The sequence below is a fragment of the Aliiroseovarius sp. S253 genome (genome assembly GCF_049800855.1).
GTDB lineage: Bacteria > Pseudomonadota > Alphaproteobacteria > Rhodobacterales > Rhodobacteraceae > Aliiroseovarius.
In genome coordinates this window covers 2,039,176-2,054,788 of record NZ_JBNAFW010000001.1, presented here as the reverse complement: position 1 = coordinate 2,054,788, position 15,613 = coordinate 2,039,176, and the positions used below count along the sequence as shown (strand labels likewise).

The window sequence follows — 15,613 nt, the reverse complement described above, 5'->3', positions numbered from 1 at the left end:
GTCCCTCCTTATCGAAATGGGCCAAAGCCCGTCATGAAAACTTGTCTGCCCATGTGGGTAATGTGTCATTCGGATGCGCGCGCGCCGCAAAGACACCTCGGGCCACAGCACGGGCCAGACAGGTGGCGGCGGCATGCCCCAGTCTGAGCGCATCAAAGCCGGGGTCCGACAATGCGATTTCCCCCGTGGACGCCGCAAAGATCAGATCGCCATCGAACGGCGTATGGCTGGGGTGAATGGCGCGCGCCATGCCATCATGGGCGGCGGTGGCCAAGCGTGTGGCCTGCGCCTGATCCAGCTTCGCGTCTGTGGCAATGATCGCGATCGTGGTGTTTTCGCCCAGTTGCGCCTCGGGGCGCGGTTCAAAGCTTGGGTCATGCGTCCCCATTCCACGCGCGCCGAACTCACCGTCCATCTCCCACGGGGCGGCCCAGAACTCGGGCCCGTCGCCCATCGTGACCGATCCCAACGCGTTGACAGCGACCAAAGCACCCACGGTCACGCCGTTGTCCAGCACCAGAGACGCTGAGCCAAGCCCTCCCTTCAACCCGGCCGTGGTGGCCCCGAACCCGGAACCGTGGCTGCCGATCAGAAAATCATCCGACGCCGCCGCATAGGCTGCACGCCCAAGCCCCTTATAGGGGTTCTGGGCCCAGCCCTTGTCGCCCCCATTCAGAAGGTCGAACAGGATGGCGCCAGATACGATGGGGACATGCTGATCCCCCACTTGAAATCCGCGCCCTTCTTCGCGCAGAGCATCCGCCACACCAGATGCCGCATCCAGCCCAAAGGCTGACCCGCCTGACAAAACCAAGGCATCCACCTGCTGTACCAGCTTGTCCGGCGCTAAAAGATCTGTTTCACGTGTACCGGGTGCGCCGCCCATCACGTGAACGCCTGCCGTAAAGGGCGTGTCTCCGACCAAAACGGTCGCGCCGGTCTTGATCACAGCGTCGTCAGCATTGCCTACACGCAGTCCGGATACATCTGTGATCAGGTTCTTCGGTCCCGGTTTCATCGCATCCTCATTTTCTTACCAAAAAATATCCCACGGGGGTTTGGGGGTGTGAAACCCCCAACTGAGACGTCAAATACAGCGACCGCCATCCACTTCCATGGCAACGCCCGTCACCATGCTGGCCTCGTCCGAGCACAGGAAACAGGCAGCATTGCCCATATCTTCGGGCGTGGAAAACCGGCCAATCGGAATAGACGAGATAAACTTCGCGCGCATTTCAGGTGTGTCTTCACCCATGAAGCTAGACAAAAGCGGGGTTTCGCCCGCCACAGGGCAAATGGCGTTCACGCGCACGCCATGCGGGGCCAGCTCGACCGCCATGGCCTTGGTCGCCGTAATCATCCAGCCTTTCGAGGCATTGTACCAGTTCAGGTTTGGGCGTGGGCTAAGGCCGGCTGTCGAGGCGACGTTCAATACCGCCCCCGTACCTGCCGCCTTCATCCCCGGTACGAAATAGCGGGCGGTCAGATAGACGGATTTGGCATTCACAGCCAACACGCGGTCAAATTCGCCCTCGTCGACCTCTTCCATCGGTTTGGGCAGATGGGTGATGCCCGCGTTGTTCACTACGATGTCCACATGGCCCCACAGCTCGTGCGCCGCGCGCGCCATCTGTGCGACACTGTCGCCCGAGGAGACATCCACATGATGCGCTGCGCCGTCGACCTCTGTGGCCACTTCACGGGCGAGTTCATCGTTCAGGTCGGCGATCATAACTCGCGCACCCTCGGCGGCGAATTTGCGCACGATCCCAGCGCCAAAGCCGGATGCGCCGCCAGTCACAATGGCTGTTTTATCTTGAAGCCGCATGTTCATCTCCTGATAGCAAGATCAGCTTGCGCCCAATTCAGCCCGCGTGCAAGTCAGGCACGCACGACCTACCACTTGGTCGCAGACAACCCCGCGAACCGCGCGAACCGCGCAAGCTCGGCATCCAGTTTCGCGTGACGCGCCGCGCCCCAACGCATACCGGGTTCCGGCCAGAAGCCGATGACGGACAGCTCGCCTGATTTGCGATCGGCTTTCAGTTCAACCCGGCCGACGAAACGGTCGCCCTCCAGCAGAGGATAGACATAGTATCCCCAGCGGCGCTTGTCCTTCGGGACAAACATTTCGTTGCGATAGTCAAAGCCAAAGAGCTTCTCGAGCCGCGCGCGGTCGCGGATCGCGGGGTCGAACGGATTGAGGATCCGCAGGCGCGAGGTGGGGGCCGAGAGGGCATCCAGCCGGACCTCGATGTCGGCAGGGGCAAGGGCGGCGTAGCTGCCACCATCTGCGGTTTCGATCTCGACCGGGATTAGCGCTGCATCCTCGCACCACGCCTTTGCCTCGCGTGCGCTCATCGCATCCCAGAAGCGCCCAATCTCGCCAGTAGTTGCAAAAGACAAGCGATCAATTGCACTTTTGCACAGCCAGTGCACCGCATCCGCATCTGGAACCGGATCATATGTGGGGAATACCCGTTCACCCAGATCATAAAACTTCACGAATTTCTTTCGGTGGCAGGTGGCCAGCTCCCCAGCATACCACATCTGATCCAGCGCCTTCTTGTGTGGAGGCCGCGCCCACATCTCGCGTTTGTCGACCTTGGTGTCGAAGGCGTGGGTGGACAGGGCACCCTCGCGGGCGATGCGGTCGCGGATCTCGGCGATCTGCGCTTTTCCGAGCCCGGATTGGTACCACTCCGACCGCCCCATATATTCGCCCAAGCGGTCGAACTGACGTCGCCAATAGGGCAGCACGCGCATGTCGATCAGGCTGGCGTCATGGGTGAAATGCTCGAACAAAGCGCGGTCAGACAGCTGCTTCCAGATCGCGCCTTCGCTGATGTTCTGATTGCGGCTCCACAGGATGTGGTTATGCGCGCGGGTGACATTGCGGATCGTGTCGATCTGCACGAAGCCCAGCCGCCAAATCATGTCCTGCAGATCGACCGCACCGGTCGGCGTGGCGGCCAATAGATTGGTCGACAGCCACAGTTGCCGCGCCTGCCGATTAGGGATCTTCAGCGCGGCTCCCATTTAACCCTCGACCAGAAAGGCTTGCATCAGTGTCTTCAGATCTTCGTCGATCACCGTGGCCTTGCGGGCCTCAAGATCCATCAAGACGCATTTTGCGGTCACGTCGAATAGCAGTTCGTCATCAATGCCGCGGTACATCCAGTGCTGGAAGGTCGCTGAACGCCGGCCAAGCTCGGCAATGCCCGACCGCATATAGACCCATTCGCCCGCCAGAACCTCGCGGTGATAGGTGGCGTCGGAATGCACCATCGCAAAAGCCTGACGACGTCCGCCGGTCAGTTGGTCATGCCCCAACCCGAAAGCGGTCATCAGCCCCAGACCCGCATCTGAGACGCAGCCGAAATAGCGGCTGATATTCATATGTCCCAGCATGTCGCAATCGGTTGGGTCGATCACCCGGCGGAAGGTTTCGATGATGGCCATTGGGCCTCCTGTCAGTCGTGTTTCGCGGCGACGGTTTTCAATTGCGAAAACCCGTAAAGCGCTTCGAAGCCTTTTTCGCGCCCGTGGCCCGATTTGCCAACCCCGCCGAAGGGTAATTCGACGCCGCCTCCCGCACCGTAATTGTTGATAAAGACCTGACCCGCGCGCAGGCGCTTGGCCAGCCGCATTTGGCGCGCGCCGTTTGCGGTCCAGATGCTAGCGACAAGTCCATAGTCGGTGGCGTTGGCGATCTGAACGGCCTCATCTTCCGTGTCGAAGGGGATGATGACCTGTACCGGGCCGAAGACCTCGTCGCGGGCCAGCGGGTGGTCTGGTGGGACATCGGCAAAGAGGGTGGGGGCCACGTAGTGACCGCCCGCCGGCACATCGGCGATCTGTCCTTGACCCGCGATCTTCAAATCCGCGCCCTGCGCCAGAAATCCGCTCACAATCTCTTTCTGCCGCGCCGAGATCAGCGGCCCCACATTCAGGTCCGCCTCGGCAGGGCCCACACGCAGCGCGTCATAGGCCGCGCCCATCCGCGCCACGACCTGATCATAGACCCCGCGCTGCACCAGAATGCGCGAACTGGCCGAACAGGTTTGGCCCGCGTTCTGAATGCAGGCGCCAACGAGGAAGGGAAGGGCGGCGTCCAGATCGGCGTCGTCGAAGACCAACTGGGGGGATTTGCCCCCAAGCTCCAGCGTCACGGGCACAACGTTCTGGGCGGCGGCGGCCTGCACCAGTCCACCCACAGGGACCGAGCCAGTGAAGCTGATGTGATCCACGTCGGGATGCGCTGACAGGGCCGCGCCGGCTTCCTCGCCCAGTCCCGTCACCACGTTCAACGCGCCTTTGGGTAGGCCCGCTTCCTCGGCCAGACGCGCGAAAGCCAGCGCAGTCAGGCAGGCCTCTTCTGCGGGTTTCAAGACACAGGCATTGCCCATCGCCAAAGCCGCGCCGACCGAGCGTCCGATGATCTGCATGGGATAGTTCCACGGCACGATATGACCCGTCACCCCATGCGGTTCGCGCAGCGTGTAGACGGTGTAGCCATCCAGATAGGGGATGGTCTCGCCCATCACCTTGTCCGCCGCGCCGCCATAGAACTCCATATAGCGCGCCAGAGCGATGGCGTCGTTGCGCGCCTGTGTCAGGGGCTTGCCGACATCGCGGGCCTCCAATGCGGTCAGGTCGTCGATGCGAGTATGTACCAATTGCCCGATGCGGGTCAGGATGCGCCCGCGCTCGACCGCTGTCATGCGGCCCCAATCGCCATCCAGAGCGTGTCGTGCTGCCCCGACCGCAGCGTCCACGTCATTCGCACTGCCGCGCCCGATGCGGGCGAATTCCTTGCCAGTCGAAGGGTCTTCGACGGGGAGCGTGTCCTTTGTGGCGCGCCAATCGCCGCCAATCAGGATTTCCGTGGGATCAAACCAAAGCGCGTCCATTAAGCCGTCCTCCACGCGGGCGGAATGGCCGGCGCCGCGTTTATCAGGTTTCGAGTATAGTCATTTTGCGGCTGAGTGAAGACCGCCTCGGTCTCGCCCTCTTCCACGATCTGTCCCGCGCGCATGACCAACACGCGGTCGGTGACATTGCGCACAACGCCAAGGTCGTGGCTGATGAACAGATAGGCTAGCCCGTGCTTGGCCTGAAGGTCTGCCAATAGATCCAGAATATCCGCGCGGATCGAGACATCCAGTGCCGACACGGCCTCGTCCAGCAGGATCAGTTCAGGGCGGAGGATTAGGGCGCGGGCGATCGCGATGCGCTGGCGTTGGCCGCCAGAGAACTCGTGCGGATAGCGGGTCATGGCCTCACCCGGCAAGCCGACCTCGGCAAGCGCGTCACGGACGCGATCGCGCCAGTCCTCGGGCCGTTGTCCAACTAGATGGAAGGGTTCGGAGACCAGTTTTTCGACGGTCCAGCGGGGATTGAAACTGCCATACGGGTCTTGAAACACAACCTGAAGTCCCGCACGACGCTTGGGGTCCATGTCAGGCGTGATGGGGATGCCGTTCAGCAGGATCTCTCCGCCTTGCAGCGGTTCCAGACCCAGAATGGCGCGGCTGAGCGTGGATTTTCCGCAGCCACTTTCGCCCACCAGCCCCAGACTTTCGCCTTTGTTCAGCGTAAAGCTGACGCCATCCACAGCGCGGAATTGCGGGGCGGGGCCGAAAAGACGTGTTCGGGGCAGGGGGTAGTCGCGCACGGCGGCGCGGACCTGCAAAAGGGCGGAGGCGCTGGGCTGCGCGGTGCCATCGGGCGCGTGGCTCGAGGCCTCGAGCAGTTGACGGGTATAGGGGTGCGCCATGGTGCGGAAAAGCGCTTCGGTAGCGCCCTGTTCGACGATCTCGCCCTTGCGCATGACCGCCACGTGATCGGCCATCCCAGCGACCACGGCCAGATCGTGGGTGATCAGTAGCAATCCCATTCCTTCTTCAGCCACCAGTTCTTTCAACAGGTCAAGGATCTGTGCCTGTGTGGTGACGTCCAGCGCGGTCGTTGGTTCGTCCGCGATCAGAAGGTCGGGATGCAGCGCGATGGCCATTGCGATGCAGACGCGCTGGCGCTGACCACCGGACAACTCGTGCGGATAACGGTCCAGCGGGAAGCGATCTTGAGGCAGACCCACACGTGTCAGTTTCTCGGCGGCGATGCGCAGAGCGTCAGCTTTGGAGGTGTCGGTGTGGATCAATAGCGTTTCGGCCACTTGATCCCCGATGGTTTTAACCGGGTTCAGTGCCGTCATCGGCTCTTGAAAGATCATCGAAATCCGTCGCCCGCGAATGTCGCAAAGCGCATCCTCGGGCAGCAGGGTCAGGTCCGTTTCGTCCAGCATCACCTGACCCGCGACTTCGGCACCGCTTGGCAACAGTCCCATCAGCGCTAATGCGGTCATCGACTTGCCCGACCCGCTTTCGCCCACCAGCCCAACCACCTGACCGGGCGTGATGGACAAGTCCACGGCCTGCAGGATGGGCGTGTCATGGATCGACAGCGAGAGGTTCCGGATCTCGATCATTCGCGCGCCCTTCTGATCCGGGGGTCCAGCAGATCTCGGAGCCCGTCTCCCATCAGGTTCAGTCCCAGAACCATGACGACAATCGTCAGACCCGGCGCTATGGCAAGGCGGGGTGTGGAGTAGATCATGGTCTGCGCATCCGCCAACATGCGGCCCCAACTGGGAGTGGGCGGCTGCGCGCCAAGACCCACATAGCTCAGCCCCGCTTCGGCTAGAATACCTAGCGAGAACTGGATAGTTCCTTGCACAATCAACAGGTTGGCGATGTTGGGCAGGATGTGCTCGACACTGATGCGGGCTTTACCCTTACCGGCCACGCGTGCGGCCATGATGAACTCGCGCGTCCAGATGGTCAGGGCGCCACCACGGGCCACGCGGGCGAAGACCGGGATATTGAAGATGCCAATGGCGATGATTGCGTTGGTGGCGGATGGGCCGAAGGTAGCAGTGATCAGAATGGCGATAACAAGCGAGGGGAAGGCGAAGATCAGGTCGTTACCGCGCATGATGACCTCGTCCAGCCAGCCGCCGCGATTGGCGGCGGCCATCAGGCCCAGAGGCACGCCCAGCCCCATGCCGATCCCGACGGCCAAGACGGCGACAGCGATGGAAATTCGTCCGCCCTCCATCAACATGGACAAAAGGTCTCGGCCAAAGTGGTCAGTGCCAAGAAGGTAGTCTGCCGAGGGGGCTTTCAGCTTGTCCGCGATGTTCAGCGCGGTGACGTCATAGGGCGTCCACAGGAACGAAATCAGTGCGGCGGCCAGCAGCACGATGCTGAGCGCAGCGCCGATCCAAAGCTGGGCGGGCAGGCGGGTCATGCGCGCCTCCTGAGCCTTGGATCGACCACCGCATAGGCCACGTCCACAAGGAAGGTCACAAGGATGACCGCGAAGACCAAGAGCATGACCACGCTTTCCACCACCACCAGATCGCGTTGTGTGATGGCCTGAAAGATCAGCCGCCCAAGCCCGGGCAGGAAGAAGACGTTTTCAATGATGATCGCACCGGCCAGTAGGAAGCTGAATTGCAGCCCGATGATGGTCAAAACCGGGATCATCGCATTGCGCAGCGCGTGGCGACGCGTGGCTTGCGCGACGCTCAGCCCTTTCGCGCGGGCGGTGCGCATATAGTCTTGATGCAGCACGTCCAGAAGGGACGAGCGCATGACGCGCGCCAGGATCGACGCTTGCGGCAGGGCCAGCGCAATGGCGGGCAGGGTGAGGGCTTTCAGCGCTGGACCCACGCCAGCGTCCCAGCCGGGGAATCCGCCAGCCGAGAACCAGCGTAACTGCACGGCAAAGATCAACACCAGCAGCATGGCGAACCAAAAATTTGGAACCGCGATGCCCATCTGGGTCACGCCCATGATAGTGTAATCCGTCATCTGTCCACGGCGTGCGGCTGCGATCAGCCCCACGGGAATGGCAATCAGCGTGGACAGCAGCAGGGCAAACAGGGCCAGCGGTAAAGATACCTGAAGGCGCTCCAGAACAAGTTCGGACACTGGCACGCGATAGGTATAGGAGGTGCCAAAATCTCCGACCAGCAACCCTCCGATCCAATTGAAATAGCGGGTGGTGAGGGATCCGTTCAGGCCAAGATCATCGCGCAAAGCAGCCACCGTATCAGGTGACGCATTCAGGCCTAGCATGAAGGACGCTGGGTCTCCGGGGATGACTTCGATCATGGCGAAAATCACCAGCGAGGCCACGATTAGGCTGAGGCCAAGCGAAAGGGCGCGGGTGATTACGAAACGCAACATGGGCCGAGCCTAGCCCCCGACTGTGCCAGCGAAAAGAGAATTCAGCGCCCAGCCTGTCGAAGTCAGATCTTGACCTCGACTCCGGGAAGATTCAGGGATTTCATCAACTCGCGCAATTCCTGACGGGCAGCGACGTTCGAGATATTCATCTGCCCCATCACACCCACATCGCGCAGGTCCAGAAGGGTCAAGCCGCGGGTGAAGAGCTCGCGGAAGACGACACGTTCGTTAAAGCCGGGGGCCACGCGGAAGCCGATACGGCGCGATAGCTCTTCAATCGCATCGCCCATCTTTTTCTTGTTGTGCATCATCTGCGCACCCAAACGGTTGCGTACGACGATCCAGTCAACAGGCTTTAGCCCGGCTTTGGCGCGCAACTGGCGCGCGTTCCAAACCATTTCGGAATAGACCGACGGGCCGGTGACTTTGCCTGAGGTGGGGTCGATATGCGCCAGCAGATCAAAGTCTACGAAACTGTCATTCAACGGTGTCACCAATGTGTCGGCCAGCGAATGCGCCACTTGGCTCAGGCGGGTATGCGATCCGGGGCAGTCGATCAGGATAAAGTCCTGGCTGTGCTCAAGCGAAGCGATGGCCATAGCCAGCCGACGGTCATACGGGTTTTCACCGTCTTTCAGATCTGACGGATCAACATCGGGCAGTTCGTGGTATTCTGGGGTTGGAAGGTTTTTGCCCTCACGCTCCATCGTGACCTTGCGGTTTTCGATGAACCGGCCAAAAGTTTGCTGGCGCAGGTCCAGATCCAGCACGCCCACGCGATGCCCCAGGCGCGACAGCGAGGTCGCCACATGCATCGACACGGTAGACTTGCCCGCACCGCCCTTTTCGTTCCCGACAACAATAATATGTGCCACGCCACTATCCCCGGTATCTTGAGTGTTTTTTTCTTTCAGCCACTATATGTCGCATCATTCGCAGGGGGAAGGGGCGCAAAACCAATTTGTACAACTCTTTCGCGAAGGCTGGCTATATGGTCGCAGAAATACTGCGATAAGCATGGTCGAAACCCGAGGAGGCACGATGGTAAAGAAACGCGTACTTGTTGAATTTGGCATGGGCACGTCGCTGCGCCGCGAGGATTATACCGAGGCCGCCGCCCGCGCGATCCGGGACGCGCTGTGGCACAACTCGGTCAATATGGCCGAGCTGTTCGGGTTCGAGAAAACCGACATGATCGTGGATGTGGAAATCGCCGTGCAGGCACCCGATCAAGTCGATACCAGCCAACTGGCCAAGGATTTTCCCTATGGCAATATCTCGTTCACCGTGAAGCACGGCGGGTTGGACATCGACAAACCCCACGGTGGCAAAACGCTGATCGCCAATGTCGCAATCGCCGTGTCCTTCATGATGGAGGCCGCGTGATGGGTGAGAAACGCATGATCCTTGAGATGGGAATGGGCAATGACCTTTATGGTCAGGACTATACCAAAGCCGCCTGCCGCGCGGTGCAAGATGCGCTGCACCATTCGTCAATCACTCTGTTTTCCACGCTGGGGCTGGATCATCAGGACATGCGCGTGTCGGTAACCATCGGCGTGGCGGATCCTGATGGCGTGGATCTTGAAACCGTACGCGCCGAACTGCCCCGTGGTCGCGCCGAGGTGCGGGCCGTGAAGGGTGGGATGAATACAGAGAGCGCCGGGCAGGTGCATGTGGTGGCGACGGCCGCGATCGAAGCGTGGTTGCCGGATCAGGCGGGGAAGTGGCGCATCGCATCTGAGTGAATTGTCAGAACGCATCTTTGGTGCTACTTCGGTCAAAGCAGAACGCCGGGTTCACGGCGCTGTTTACCTGAAAGACTGTCTATGACGCTTATGACGTTTGCTGCTTACGAGCAGCCGTTGAAGTGGATCGCGTTTGGCCTTGGTTTGGCCAGTACGATCTCAATCGTACAGGGCTGGCAATTCGCTGCGATGTGCCTGAGCCTGCCCTTCTGCCTAATCTGGATTTATTGCGCGTGGCTGCGCACCGAGAGGCAACTCAAGTACATCAACATCCTGTTCGCGGGGCTCTATGTCTACGGGATCGCTCGACATTTGATCCTTGCACCGGCCACCTGAAACAAAAAACGCCGCTTCAAACGAAGCGGCGTTTCTAACTCGAAAGAGGCGTGGTTTAGAAACCAAAGCCTTCGTATTTCGATTTGAACTTCGACACGCGGCCGCCGGTGTCCAGAAGACGGGTGCTGCCGCCGTTCCATGCCGGGTGAGCCGAAGGGTCGATGTCCAGCGACAGGGTGTCGCCTTCGTTGCCCCAGGTCGATTTCATCTGAACGATGGTGCCGTCGGTCATTTTGACGTCGATCAGGTGGTAGTCGGGATGCAGATCTTTTTTCATATCGGCGCTCCTTAAGCTTTTTTGGCTTTGTATGTGGTGTCTTCAGCGATACGTGCCGATTTACCACGACGCGAACGCAGGTAGTACAGTTTGGCGCGACGTACGCGGCCACGACGCACTACGGTGATCGAGTCAATGTTGGTCGAGTGCAGCGGGAAAACACGTTCCACGCCTTCACCGAAGGAAATCTTGCGAACGGTGAACGATCCGGCAATGCCTTCGCCGTTCTTACGGCTGATGCAAACGCCTTCATAGTTCTGAACACGGGTGCGCGAGCCTTCGGTCACCTTAAAGCCTACGCGAACAGTGTCGCCGGCTTTGAAATCGGGGATGTCTTTCCCCAGGGCGGCAACTTGTTCCGCCTCTAGCTGTGCGATCAGGTCCATCTGATCATCTCCTATCTGCTTGCGGTTGTTCCGCAAAGTTGGTGCCGTCCAAGAGCTCCGCGTCTTCACCGGGTCCGTCATGCGCCCGCGGGAGTATAGTCCGTCGTTTCTTTGTCTGTTTCCCGCGTGCTGTGTAGTTGCCGAAGAAAGGCAACAGCCCAAAAGGAAAAGGTCCGTGCGACTCGGAAGAGTGCCGGACGGGCGGTGTATAGGGGGGATTGGGGCATGTGGCAAGGGGGTCTCGGTCTTGAAACCCCCTTATTTCGCACGCGATCAGGCGTCTTTCTTGATTTCCACCGAATGCGGATAGGGGATCGAGATGCCGCCAGCATCAAACGCCTCTTTCACCGCCTTGGTCAGCTCGAACTTCACGTTCCAGTATTCAGCGTTATCGCACCAGACGCGGGTGGTCAGATCAACGCTGCTGTCACCAAGGTTGGTCACGCGGACCCAAGGGGCGGGGTCCGAATGGACGCGGGTATCCGCATCTGCAAGCCGGGTGATGATCTGCATCGCTTTGTCGATGTCGTCGGCATAGTCGATGCCGAAGACCATATCGACGCGGCGCGTGTCGTGATGCGAGAAGTTGCGGATGATCGAGCCCCAAGCCTGCCCGTTGGGCACGATCACTTGAACGTTGTCAGGAGTCACAAGCTCGGTCACGAAAAGGTTCAGATCCTTCACCGTGCCTGAAGTGCCGCCAATATCGACGAATTGTCCAAGTTTGTAGGGGCGAAACAGGGTCAGCATGAACCCGGCCGCGATGTCGCTGAGCGTGCCCTGAAGGGCCAAGCCAACGGCCAAAGTGGCCGCGCTGAGCATCGCCACAAGGCTGGTCGCCTGGATGCCAAAGATGCTGAGAACAGCGGCCAGCACCATCAACAAGATCACCCATTTCACCATCGAGGCAATGAAATTGCCCAGGGTCGGGTCGATGTTAGGTGTGTTGTTAACCTTGCGTCGGGCCAATGATCCGGCGGTGCTGGCAACCATCCAGCCGATGATCAGAGTGGCAAATGCCTTGGCAACATTCAGGGCCAACGGTCCATAGTCTTGGACCTGCTCAAGAAGGGTTTCCATAGTGGTGTAACCTTTAGAAATTCAGAAGAGGCGTGATCAGGTGTCGTCCTGATCGCGCGTCAGGGCTTCCCACAGGTCGGGCCTGCGTTCACGGGTAATTTTCTCGCTCATTTCCCGCCGCCATTCAGCGACTTTGCCGTGGTGGCCAGATGTCAGAACGTCGGGGATCGTTCGGCCACGCCATTCGGCGGGGCGGGTGTATTGGGGGTGTTCCAACAGCCCGGCTGAAAAGCTTTCTTCCTCGGTCGAGGCTTCGTTGCCCAAGACGCCGGGCAGCAGACGCACGGTGGCGTCCAGCATGGCCTGCGCGGCGATCTCGCCGCCGGTCAGAACGAAATCGCCAAGGCTGACCTCTTCGATCTGGTATTCTTCCAGCACGCGTTCATCGACGCCTTCGAAGCGGCCGCACAGGATGGTCATGCCATCACAGTTCGCAAAGCGACGGGCGGTGGCCTGATCCATCGGCTTGCCGCGTGGTGACATGTAAACGATCGGCCACTTCGCGCGATCTTTTGGCGCGCCTCGCTGGGCCATGTCGATGGCACGGCCCAGAATGTCGGCGCGCAGCACCATGCCCGCGCCACCGCCTGCCGGTGTGTCATCCACATTGCGATGCTTGCCTTCACCAAAGACGCGCAGGTCGATGGGCTCCAAGGCCCAGCCTCCGTCTTTCAGCGCTTTCCCCGTCAGGCTTTCGCCCAGCACGCCGGGAAAGGCGCCGGGAAACAGCGTAATCACCTTGGCGGTCCATGTGCCTGCAATACGCGGCGTGTCGGTCATCAACTCGCGCGGCTTTAGCGAGGCCGACACGGCAATGCGGCCATGTGAGCGGGGTTTTTTCTCGGGCGTATCAGTCATGGTGCAGGCTTATCCGCGTGGGCAGGGTTTGCCCAGCCCCAAGGGGGCATGTCATTCCGGAAACACACCTTCAGGCGGGTCTGCGATGATCCGGCCTGATGCCAGATCCACTGTTGGGACCGCATCCAGTGTGAAGGGCAAAAGCGCGGTGGCCGAGCTTCCGGGCAGCCGGATTTCCAGCACATCGGACGCGCCGTGATTATGCACGGCATGGACTTTGCCCAGCTCTTGCCCGCCGGTGTCCAGAACCGTCAGACCGACCAGATCGGTGTGATAGTATTCGTCATCTGGCAATGCGGGCAGTGCGTCGCGATCGACGTAAAGCTTCGCGCCCTTCAGCGCGTCGGCTTCTTCCTTTGTGGTTACGCCGTCGATGCGCACGGAAAAGCCGTTCTTGATTGGGCGCAGCAGCGTCAGAGAAAAGAAATGCTTGCCATCTTCCGATGCCAGCGGGCCGTAATCTGCGATCGCGGTCGGCTCCGCACAAAAACTTTTGATGCGCGCATCGCCATGAACGCCATAGGCGCCGCCAATGCTTCCCACACAAATCCGGTCGTCACTCATTTTGCACCTATGCAGACACCTTGTTCCATTTCACCGCCCCGGGTTTCGCACTTGTCGCCCAGAACGCCACGTTCGTAAATCACGCCAGCGGTGAAGCCAGCGCCGACCAATATGATCAACTTGAAGGGATGAAAAAGCAAACCCATTTGGCGTCACCTTATATCTACTGGAAGCGAACCGCGGCGGCTTTCCCACCCGGCTTTTTCCAGTTCCGGGCTGTCGGCGGCTGCCTCGGGCCAGCCGAGGCAGAAGTATCCCACGAGGCTCCAAGTTTTGGGCACATCCAGATCGCGGCACAGTTGGTCGGGGTCAAGGATCGACACCCAGCCCAGCCCCAATCCGCGCGACCGCACGGCAAGCCAGAACAGCATGATTGCGGACACGACGGAATAGCGCCGCATCTCGGGCATGGTTCTCGCACCAAGACCGGCGCCTTTGTCCGTCGCTTCGTCGCAGAAAATCGCCAGTTGCACGGGGGCGTTCTCCATGCCGGACAGTTTCAGGCCCGAATACAGCTGCGCCTTGTCGCCGGAGTACCCAGACAACGCATCGGCATTGGCAGCTTTGAAATTCTCAAGCGCGGCAGCACGGGCGTCATCGCTTTTGACGCGCACCACCCGCCACGGTTCGGACAGCCCCACCGAAGGGGCCATCAGAAACGCGTCGAGGCACTGCGTCAGCAATGCCTCGTCCACAGGATCCGTGCGGAAGCGGCGCACATCGCGCCGCCAACGCATCAGATCTTCAAGATCCGACTGAAACTCGTCTGAAAAGGCGTGCATGTCAGATCCAGTCCGAAGGGTTTATTCCTCGGCAGCAGCTTCTTCAGCCGGAGCAGCAGCCGCTTCAGCAGCGGCGGCGGCTTTTTCAGCTTTCTCTTCTGCACGGTCCTTGGCTTTCTGGCCCGGCTCGGCTTTTTTCATGTTGGCGCGCTCTTTTTTCTCAAGAACACCAGCAGCTTCCAGGAAGCGGCTTACGCGATCCGACGGCTGTGCGCCTTGGCCCAGCCAGTACTGAACGCGTTCCATGTCCAGCTTCACGCGCTCTTCCGAATCTTTCGGCAGCAGCGGGTTGTAGGTGCCCAGTTTCTCGATGAAGCGGCCGTCGCGCGGCATGCGGCTGTCAGCAGCTACAACGCGATAGAAGGGACGTTTTTTCGAGCCACCACGGGCGAGACGAATTTTCATAGCCATGAGAGATTTCCTTTTTTCTAGCTATTTGAGGGGCATTCCGATTGGGGGAGCCCCGTCATTCCTGATGTTGTTTGTGATGCCTGATGACCTCATCAATGATGAAGTTCAGGAATTTCTTGGCGAATTCGGGGTCCAGATTGGCGCGGGTGGCCAGATCTTCCAGACGTTCGATTTGGCGGGCTTCCCGGTTCGGATCGGACGGCGGTAGGTCGTGTTCTGCTTTCAATTTGCCCACGGCTTGCGTGTGCTTGAAGCGCTCGCCCAGCGTATAGACAAGGATTGCGTCCAGTCGGTCGATTGACTCGCGGTGTTCTTTCAGAAGATCCGCAGCGCGGGTGGATGCGTCGGTCATGCGTAAGCCTCCGGGTTGCCGTCTGTGTCGGGCGCAGGGTGACGCCAAACGTCATAGCTGTCGTCTTCGTCTTCAAAGCGCGGGGCGTCCGTGTCGATCACGCAGCCCAACCGTTTGGCCAATGCGGCCGAGGGGGCGTTGTCGTGATCCACGTAGCTGACGAAGCTGTCGATGTTGGTGTTTGCATAGGCCCAGTCGAGGGCGGCCACGGCGGCCTCGTGCGCGAAGCCTTTGCCTTCATGGGCGTCGGACCAGATCGACCAAGCGATCTCGGGTTCCGGCCAGCCTTCGGGGCACCACGGGCCGACCCAACCGATGGGCTGGCTGTTGGATTTATCCACCAAAATGAAGGGGCCGTAGTCCTTCAAGACCCAGTGGCCTACGGCATGTCCGAAAGCGCGCCAGACGGTGCGCCGCGTGTTGTCGCTGCTTGGTCCGCCACCAACGAACTCCGCGCGCGGGCTTTCCATCAGGAAATCGCGAAACGCGTCCCAATCGCCAGCTTCTGGCGGGCGCAGCACAAGGCGCGGTGTGGTGATATGATCGAAGGGCAGTTTCACGGGA

The 15,613-nt window shown here is 60.2% G+C and carries 22 protein-coding genes; 3 read left to right on the top strand and 19 right to left on the bottom strand.

The window, feature by feature from the left end:
• Positions 1 to 31 precede the first annotated feature (31 nt).
• The 9 genes from ACP15F_RS10080 to ACP15F_RS10040 form a co-directional block, all read right to left on the bottom strand.
• Positions 32 to 1,018, bottom strand: coding sequence for a P1 family peptidase (locus ACP15F_RS10080; protein ID WP_424940662.1), 987 nt, complete (start codon positions 1,016 to 1,018; stop codon positions 32 to 34).
• 69 nt (positions 1,019 to 1,087) lie between these two features.
• A complete protein-coding gene (locus ACP15F_RS10075; protein ID WP_424940661.1) occupies positions 1,088 to 1,828 on the bottom strand; it encodes an SDR family oxidoreductase in 741 nt (246 codons plus the stop codon).
• Positions 1,829 to 1,896: 68 nt separating this feature from the next.
• Positions 1,897 to 3,039 carry a winged helix-turn-helix domain-containing protein gene (locus tag ACP15F_RS10070; RefSeq protein WP_424940660.1) on the bottom strand — a complete coding sequence of 381 codons (1,143 nt, stop codon included), beginning with the start codon at positions 3,037 to 3,039 and terminating at the stop codon, positions 1,897 to 1,899.
• Positions 3,040 to 3,462: an acyl-CoA thioesterase gene (locus ACP15F_RS10065; RefSeq protein WP_424940659.1), complete on the bottom strand. Its 423-nt coding sequence runs from the start codon at positions 3,460 to 3,462 to the stop codon at positions 3,040 to 3,042.
• 11 nt (positions 3,463 to 3,473) lie between these two features.
• A complete protein-coding gene (locus ACP15F_RS10060; protein WP_424940658.1) occupies positions 3,474 to 4,913 on the bottom strand; it encodes an aldehyde dehydrogenase family protein in 1,440 nt (479 codons plus the stop codon).
• Positions 4,913 to 6,490, bottom strand: coding sequence for an ABC transporter ATP-binding protein (locus ACP15F_RS10055; RefSeq protein WP_424940657.1), 1,578 nt, complete (start codon positions 6,488 to 6,490; stop codon positions 4,913 to 4,915). Before ACP15F_RS10055 ends, ACP15F_RS10060 begins: the two co-directional genes overlap by 1 nt.
• Positions 6,487 to 7,311 carry an ABC transporter permease gene (locus tag ACP15F_RS10050; protein WP_424940656.1) on the bottom strand — a complete coding sequence of 275 codons (825 nt, stop codon included), beginning with the start codon at positions 7,309 to 7,311 and terminating at the stop codon, positions 6,487 to 6,489. Before ACP15F_RS10050 ends, ACP15F_RS10055 begins: the two co-directional genes overlap by 4 nt.
• Positions 7,308 to 8,255: an ABC transporter permease gene (locus ACP15F_RS10045; protein ID WP_424940655.1), complete on the bottom strand. Its 948-nt coding sequence runs from the start codon at positions 8,253 to 8,255 to the stop codon at positions 7,308 to 7,310. Before ACP15F_RS10045 ends, ACP15F_RS10050 begins: the two co-directional genes overlap by 4 nt.
• Before the next feature lie 62 nt (positions 8,256 to 8,317).
• A complete protein-coding gene (locus ACP15F_RS10040) occupies positions 8,318 to 9,130 on the bottom strand; it encodes a division plane positioning ATPase MipZ (protein ID WP_424940654.1) in 813 nt (270 codons plus the stop codon).
• Positions 9,131 to 9,296: 166 nt separating this feature from the next.
• Here ACP15F_RS10040 and ACP15F_RS10035 point away from each other — a divergent pair, with 166 nt between their 5' ends.
• The 3 genes from ACP15F_RS10035 (at position 9,297) to ACP15F_RS10025 (ending at position 10,339) form a co-directional block, all read left to right on the top strand.
• Positions 9,297 to 9,641: a Lin0512 family protein gene (locus ACP15F_RS10035; protein WP_424940653.1), complete on the top strand. Its 345-nt coding sequence runs from the start codon at positions 9,297 to 9,299 to the stop codon at positions 9,639 to 9,641.
• Positions 9,641 to 10,003, top strand: a complete 363-nt coding sequence (locus tag ACP15F_RS10030; protein ID WP_424940652.1) for a Lin0512 family protein — start codon at positions 9,641 to 9,643, stop codon at positions 10,001 to 10,003. Before ACP15F_RS10035 ends, ACP15F_RS10030 begins: the two co-directional genes overlap by 1 nt.
• Before the next feature lie 81 nt (positions 10,004 to 10,084).
• Positions 10,085 to 10,339, top strand: coding sequence for a peptidase (locus tag ACP15F_RS10025; RefSeq protein WP_424940651.1), 255 nt, complete (start codon positions 10,085 to 10,087; stop codon positions 10,337 to 10,339).
• A gap of 55 nt (positions 10,340 to 10,394) precedes the next feature.
• Here ACP15F_RS10025 and rpmE read toward each other — a convergent pair whose 3' ends face one another.
• The 10 genes from rpmE to ACP15F_RS09975 form a co-directional block, all read right to left on the bottom strand.
• Positions 10,395 to 10,616, bottom strand: a complete 222-nt coding sequence (rpmE, locus tag ACP15F_RS10020; RefSeq protein ID WP_108857017.1) for a 50S ribosomal protein L31 — start codon at positions 10,614 to 10,616, stop codon at positions 10,395 to 10,397.
• An 11-nt stretch (positions 10,617 to 10,627) separates the two neighbouring features.
• Positions 10,628 to 11,002: a 50S ribosomal protein L19 gene (gene rplS / locus ACP15F_RS10015; protein WP_142852306.1), complete on the bottom strand. Its 375-nt coding sequence runs from the start codon at positions 11,000 to 11,002 to the stop codon at positions 10,628 to 10,630.
• A gap of 273 nt (positions 11,003 to 11,275) precedes the next feature.
• Complete coding sequence (locus ACP15F_RS10010; protein WP_424940650.1) at positions 11,276 to 12,082, bottom strand: mechanosensitive ion channel family protein; 807 nt, start codon at positions 12,080 to 12,082, stop codon at positions 11,276 to 11,278.
• A 36-nt stretch (positions 12,083 to 12,118) separates the two neighbouring features.
• Positions 12,119 to 12,940 (bottom strand): tRNA (guanosine(37)-N1)-methyltransferase TrmD, encoded by an 822-nt coding sequence (gene trmD, locus ACP15F_RS10005; protein WP_424940649.1) that lies wholly within the window; start codon positions 12,938 to 12,940, stop codon positions 12,119 to 12,121.
• Positions 12,941 to 12,991: 51 nt separating this feature from the next.
• Positions 12,992 to 13,504 (bottom strand): ribosome maturation factor RimM, encoded by a 513-nt coding sequence (gene rimM / locus ACP15F_RS10000; RefSeq protein ID WP_424940648.1) that lies wholly within the window; start codon positions 13,502 to 13,504, stop codon positions 12,992 to 12,994.
• Positions 13,501 to 13,650: a hypothetical protein gene (locus ACP15F_RS09995; RefSeq protein ID WP_424940647.1), complete on the bottom strand. Its 150-nt coding sequence runs from the start codon at positions 13,648 to 13,650 to the stop codon at positions 13,501 to 13,503. The genes rimM and ACP15F_RS09995 overlap by 4 nt, the downstream gene beginning before the upstream one ends.
• A gap of 6 nt (positions 13,651 to 13,656) precedes the next feature.
• Positions 13,657 to 14,286 carry a 5,6-dimethylbenzimidazole synthase gene (bluB, locus tag ACP15F_RS09990; protein ID WP_424940646.1) on the bottom strand — a complete coding sequence of 210 codons (630 nt, stop codon included), beginning with the start codon at positions 14,284 to 14,286 and terminating at the stop codon, positions 13,657 to 13,659.
• A gap of 21 nt (positions 14,287 to 14,307) precedes the next feature.
• Entirely contained in the window at positions 14,308 to 14,697 is a 390-nt protein-coding gene (gene rpsP / locus ACP15F_RS09985; RefSeq protein ID WP_424940645.1) for a 30S ribosomal protein S16, read from the bottom strand.
• 55 nt (positions 14,698 to 14,752) lie between these two features.
• Positions 14,753 to 15,049, bottom strand: coding sequence for a chorismate mutase (locus ACP15F_RS09980; RefSeq protein WP_163038848.1), 297 nt, complete (start codon positions 15,047 to 15,049; stop codon positions 14,753 to 14,755).
• On the bottom strand, positions 15,046 to 15,609 hold the full coding sequence (locus ACP15F_RS09975) for a GNAT family N-acetyltransferase (RefSeq protein WP_424940644.1): 564 nt from the start codon (positions 15,607 to 15,609) through the stop codon (positions 15,046 to 15,048). The genes ACP15F_RS09980 and ACP15F_RS09975 overlap by 4 nt, the downstream gene beginning before the upstream one ends.
• Positions 15,610 to 15,613: the final 4 nt, after the last annotated feature.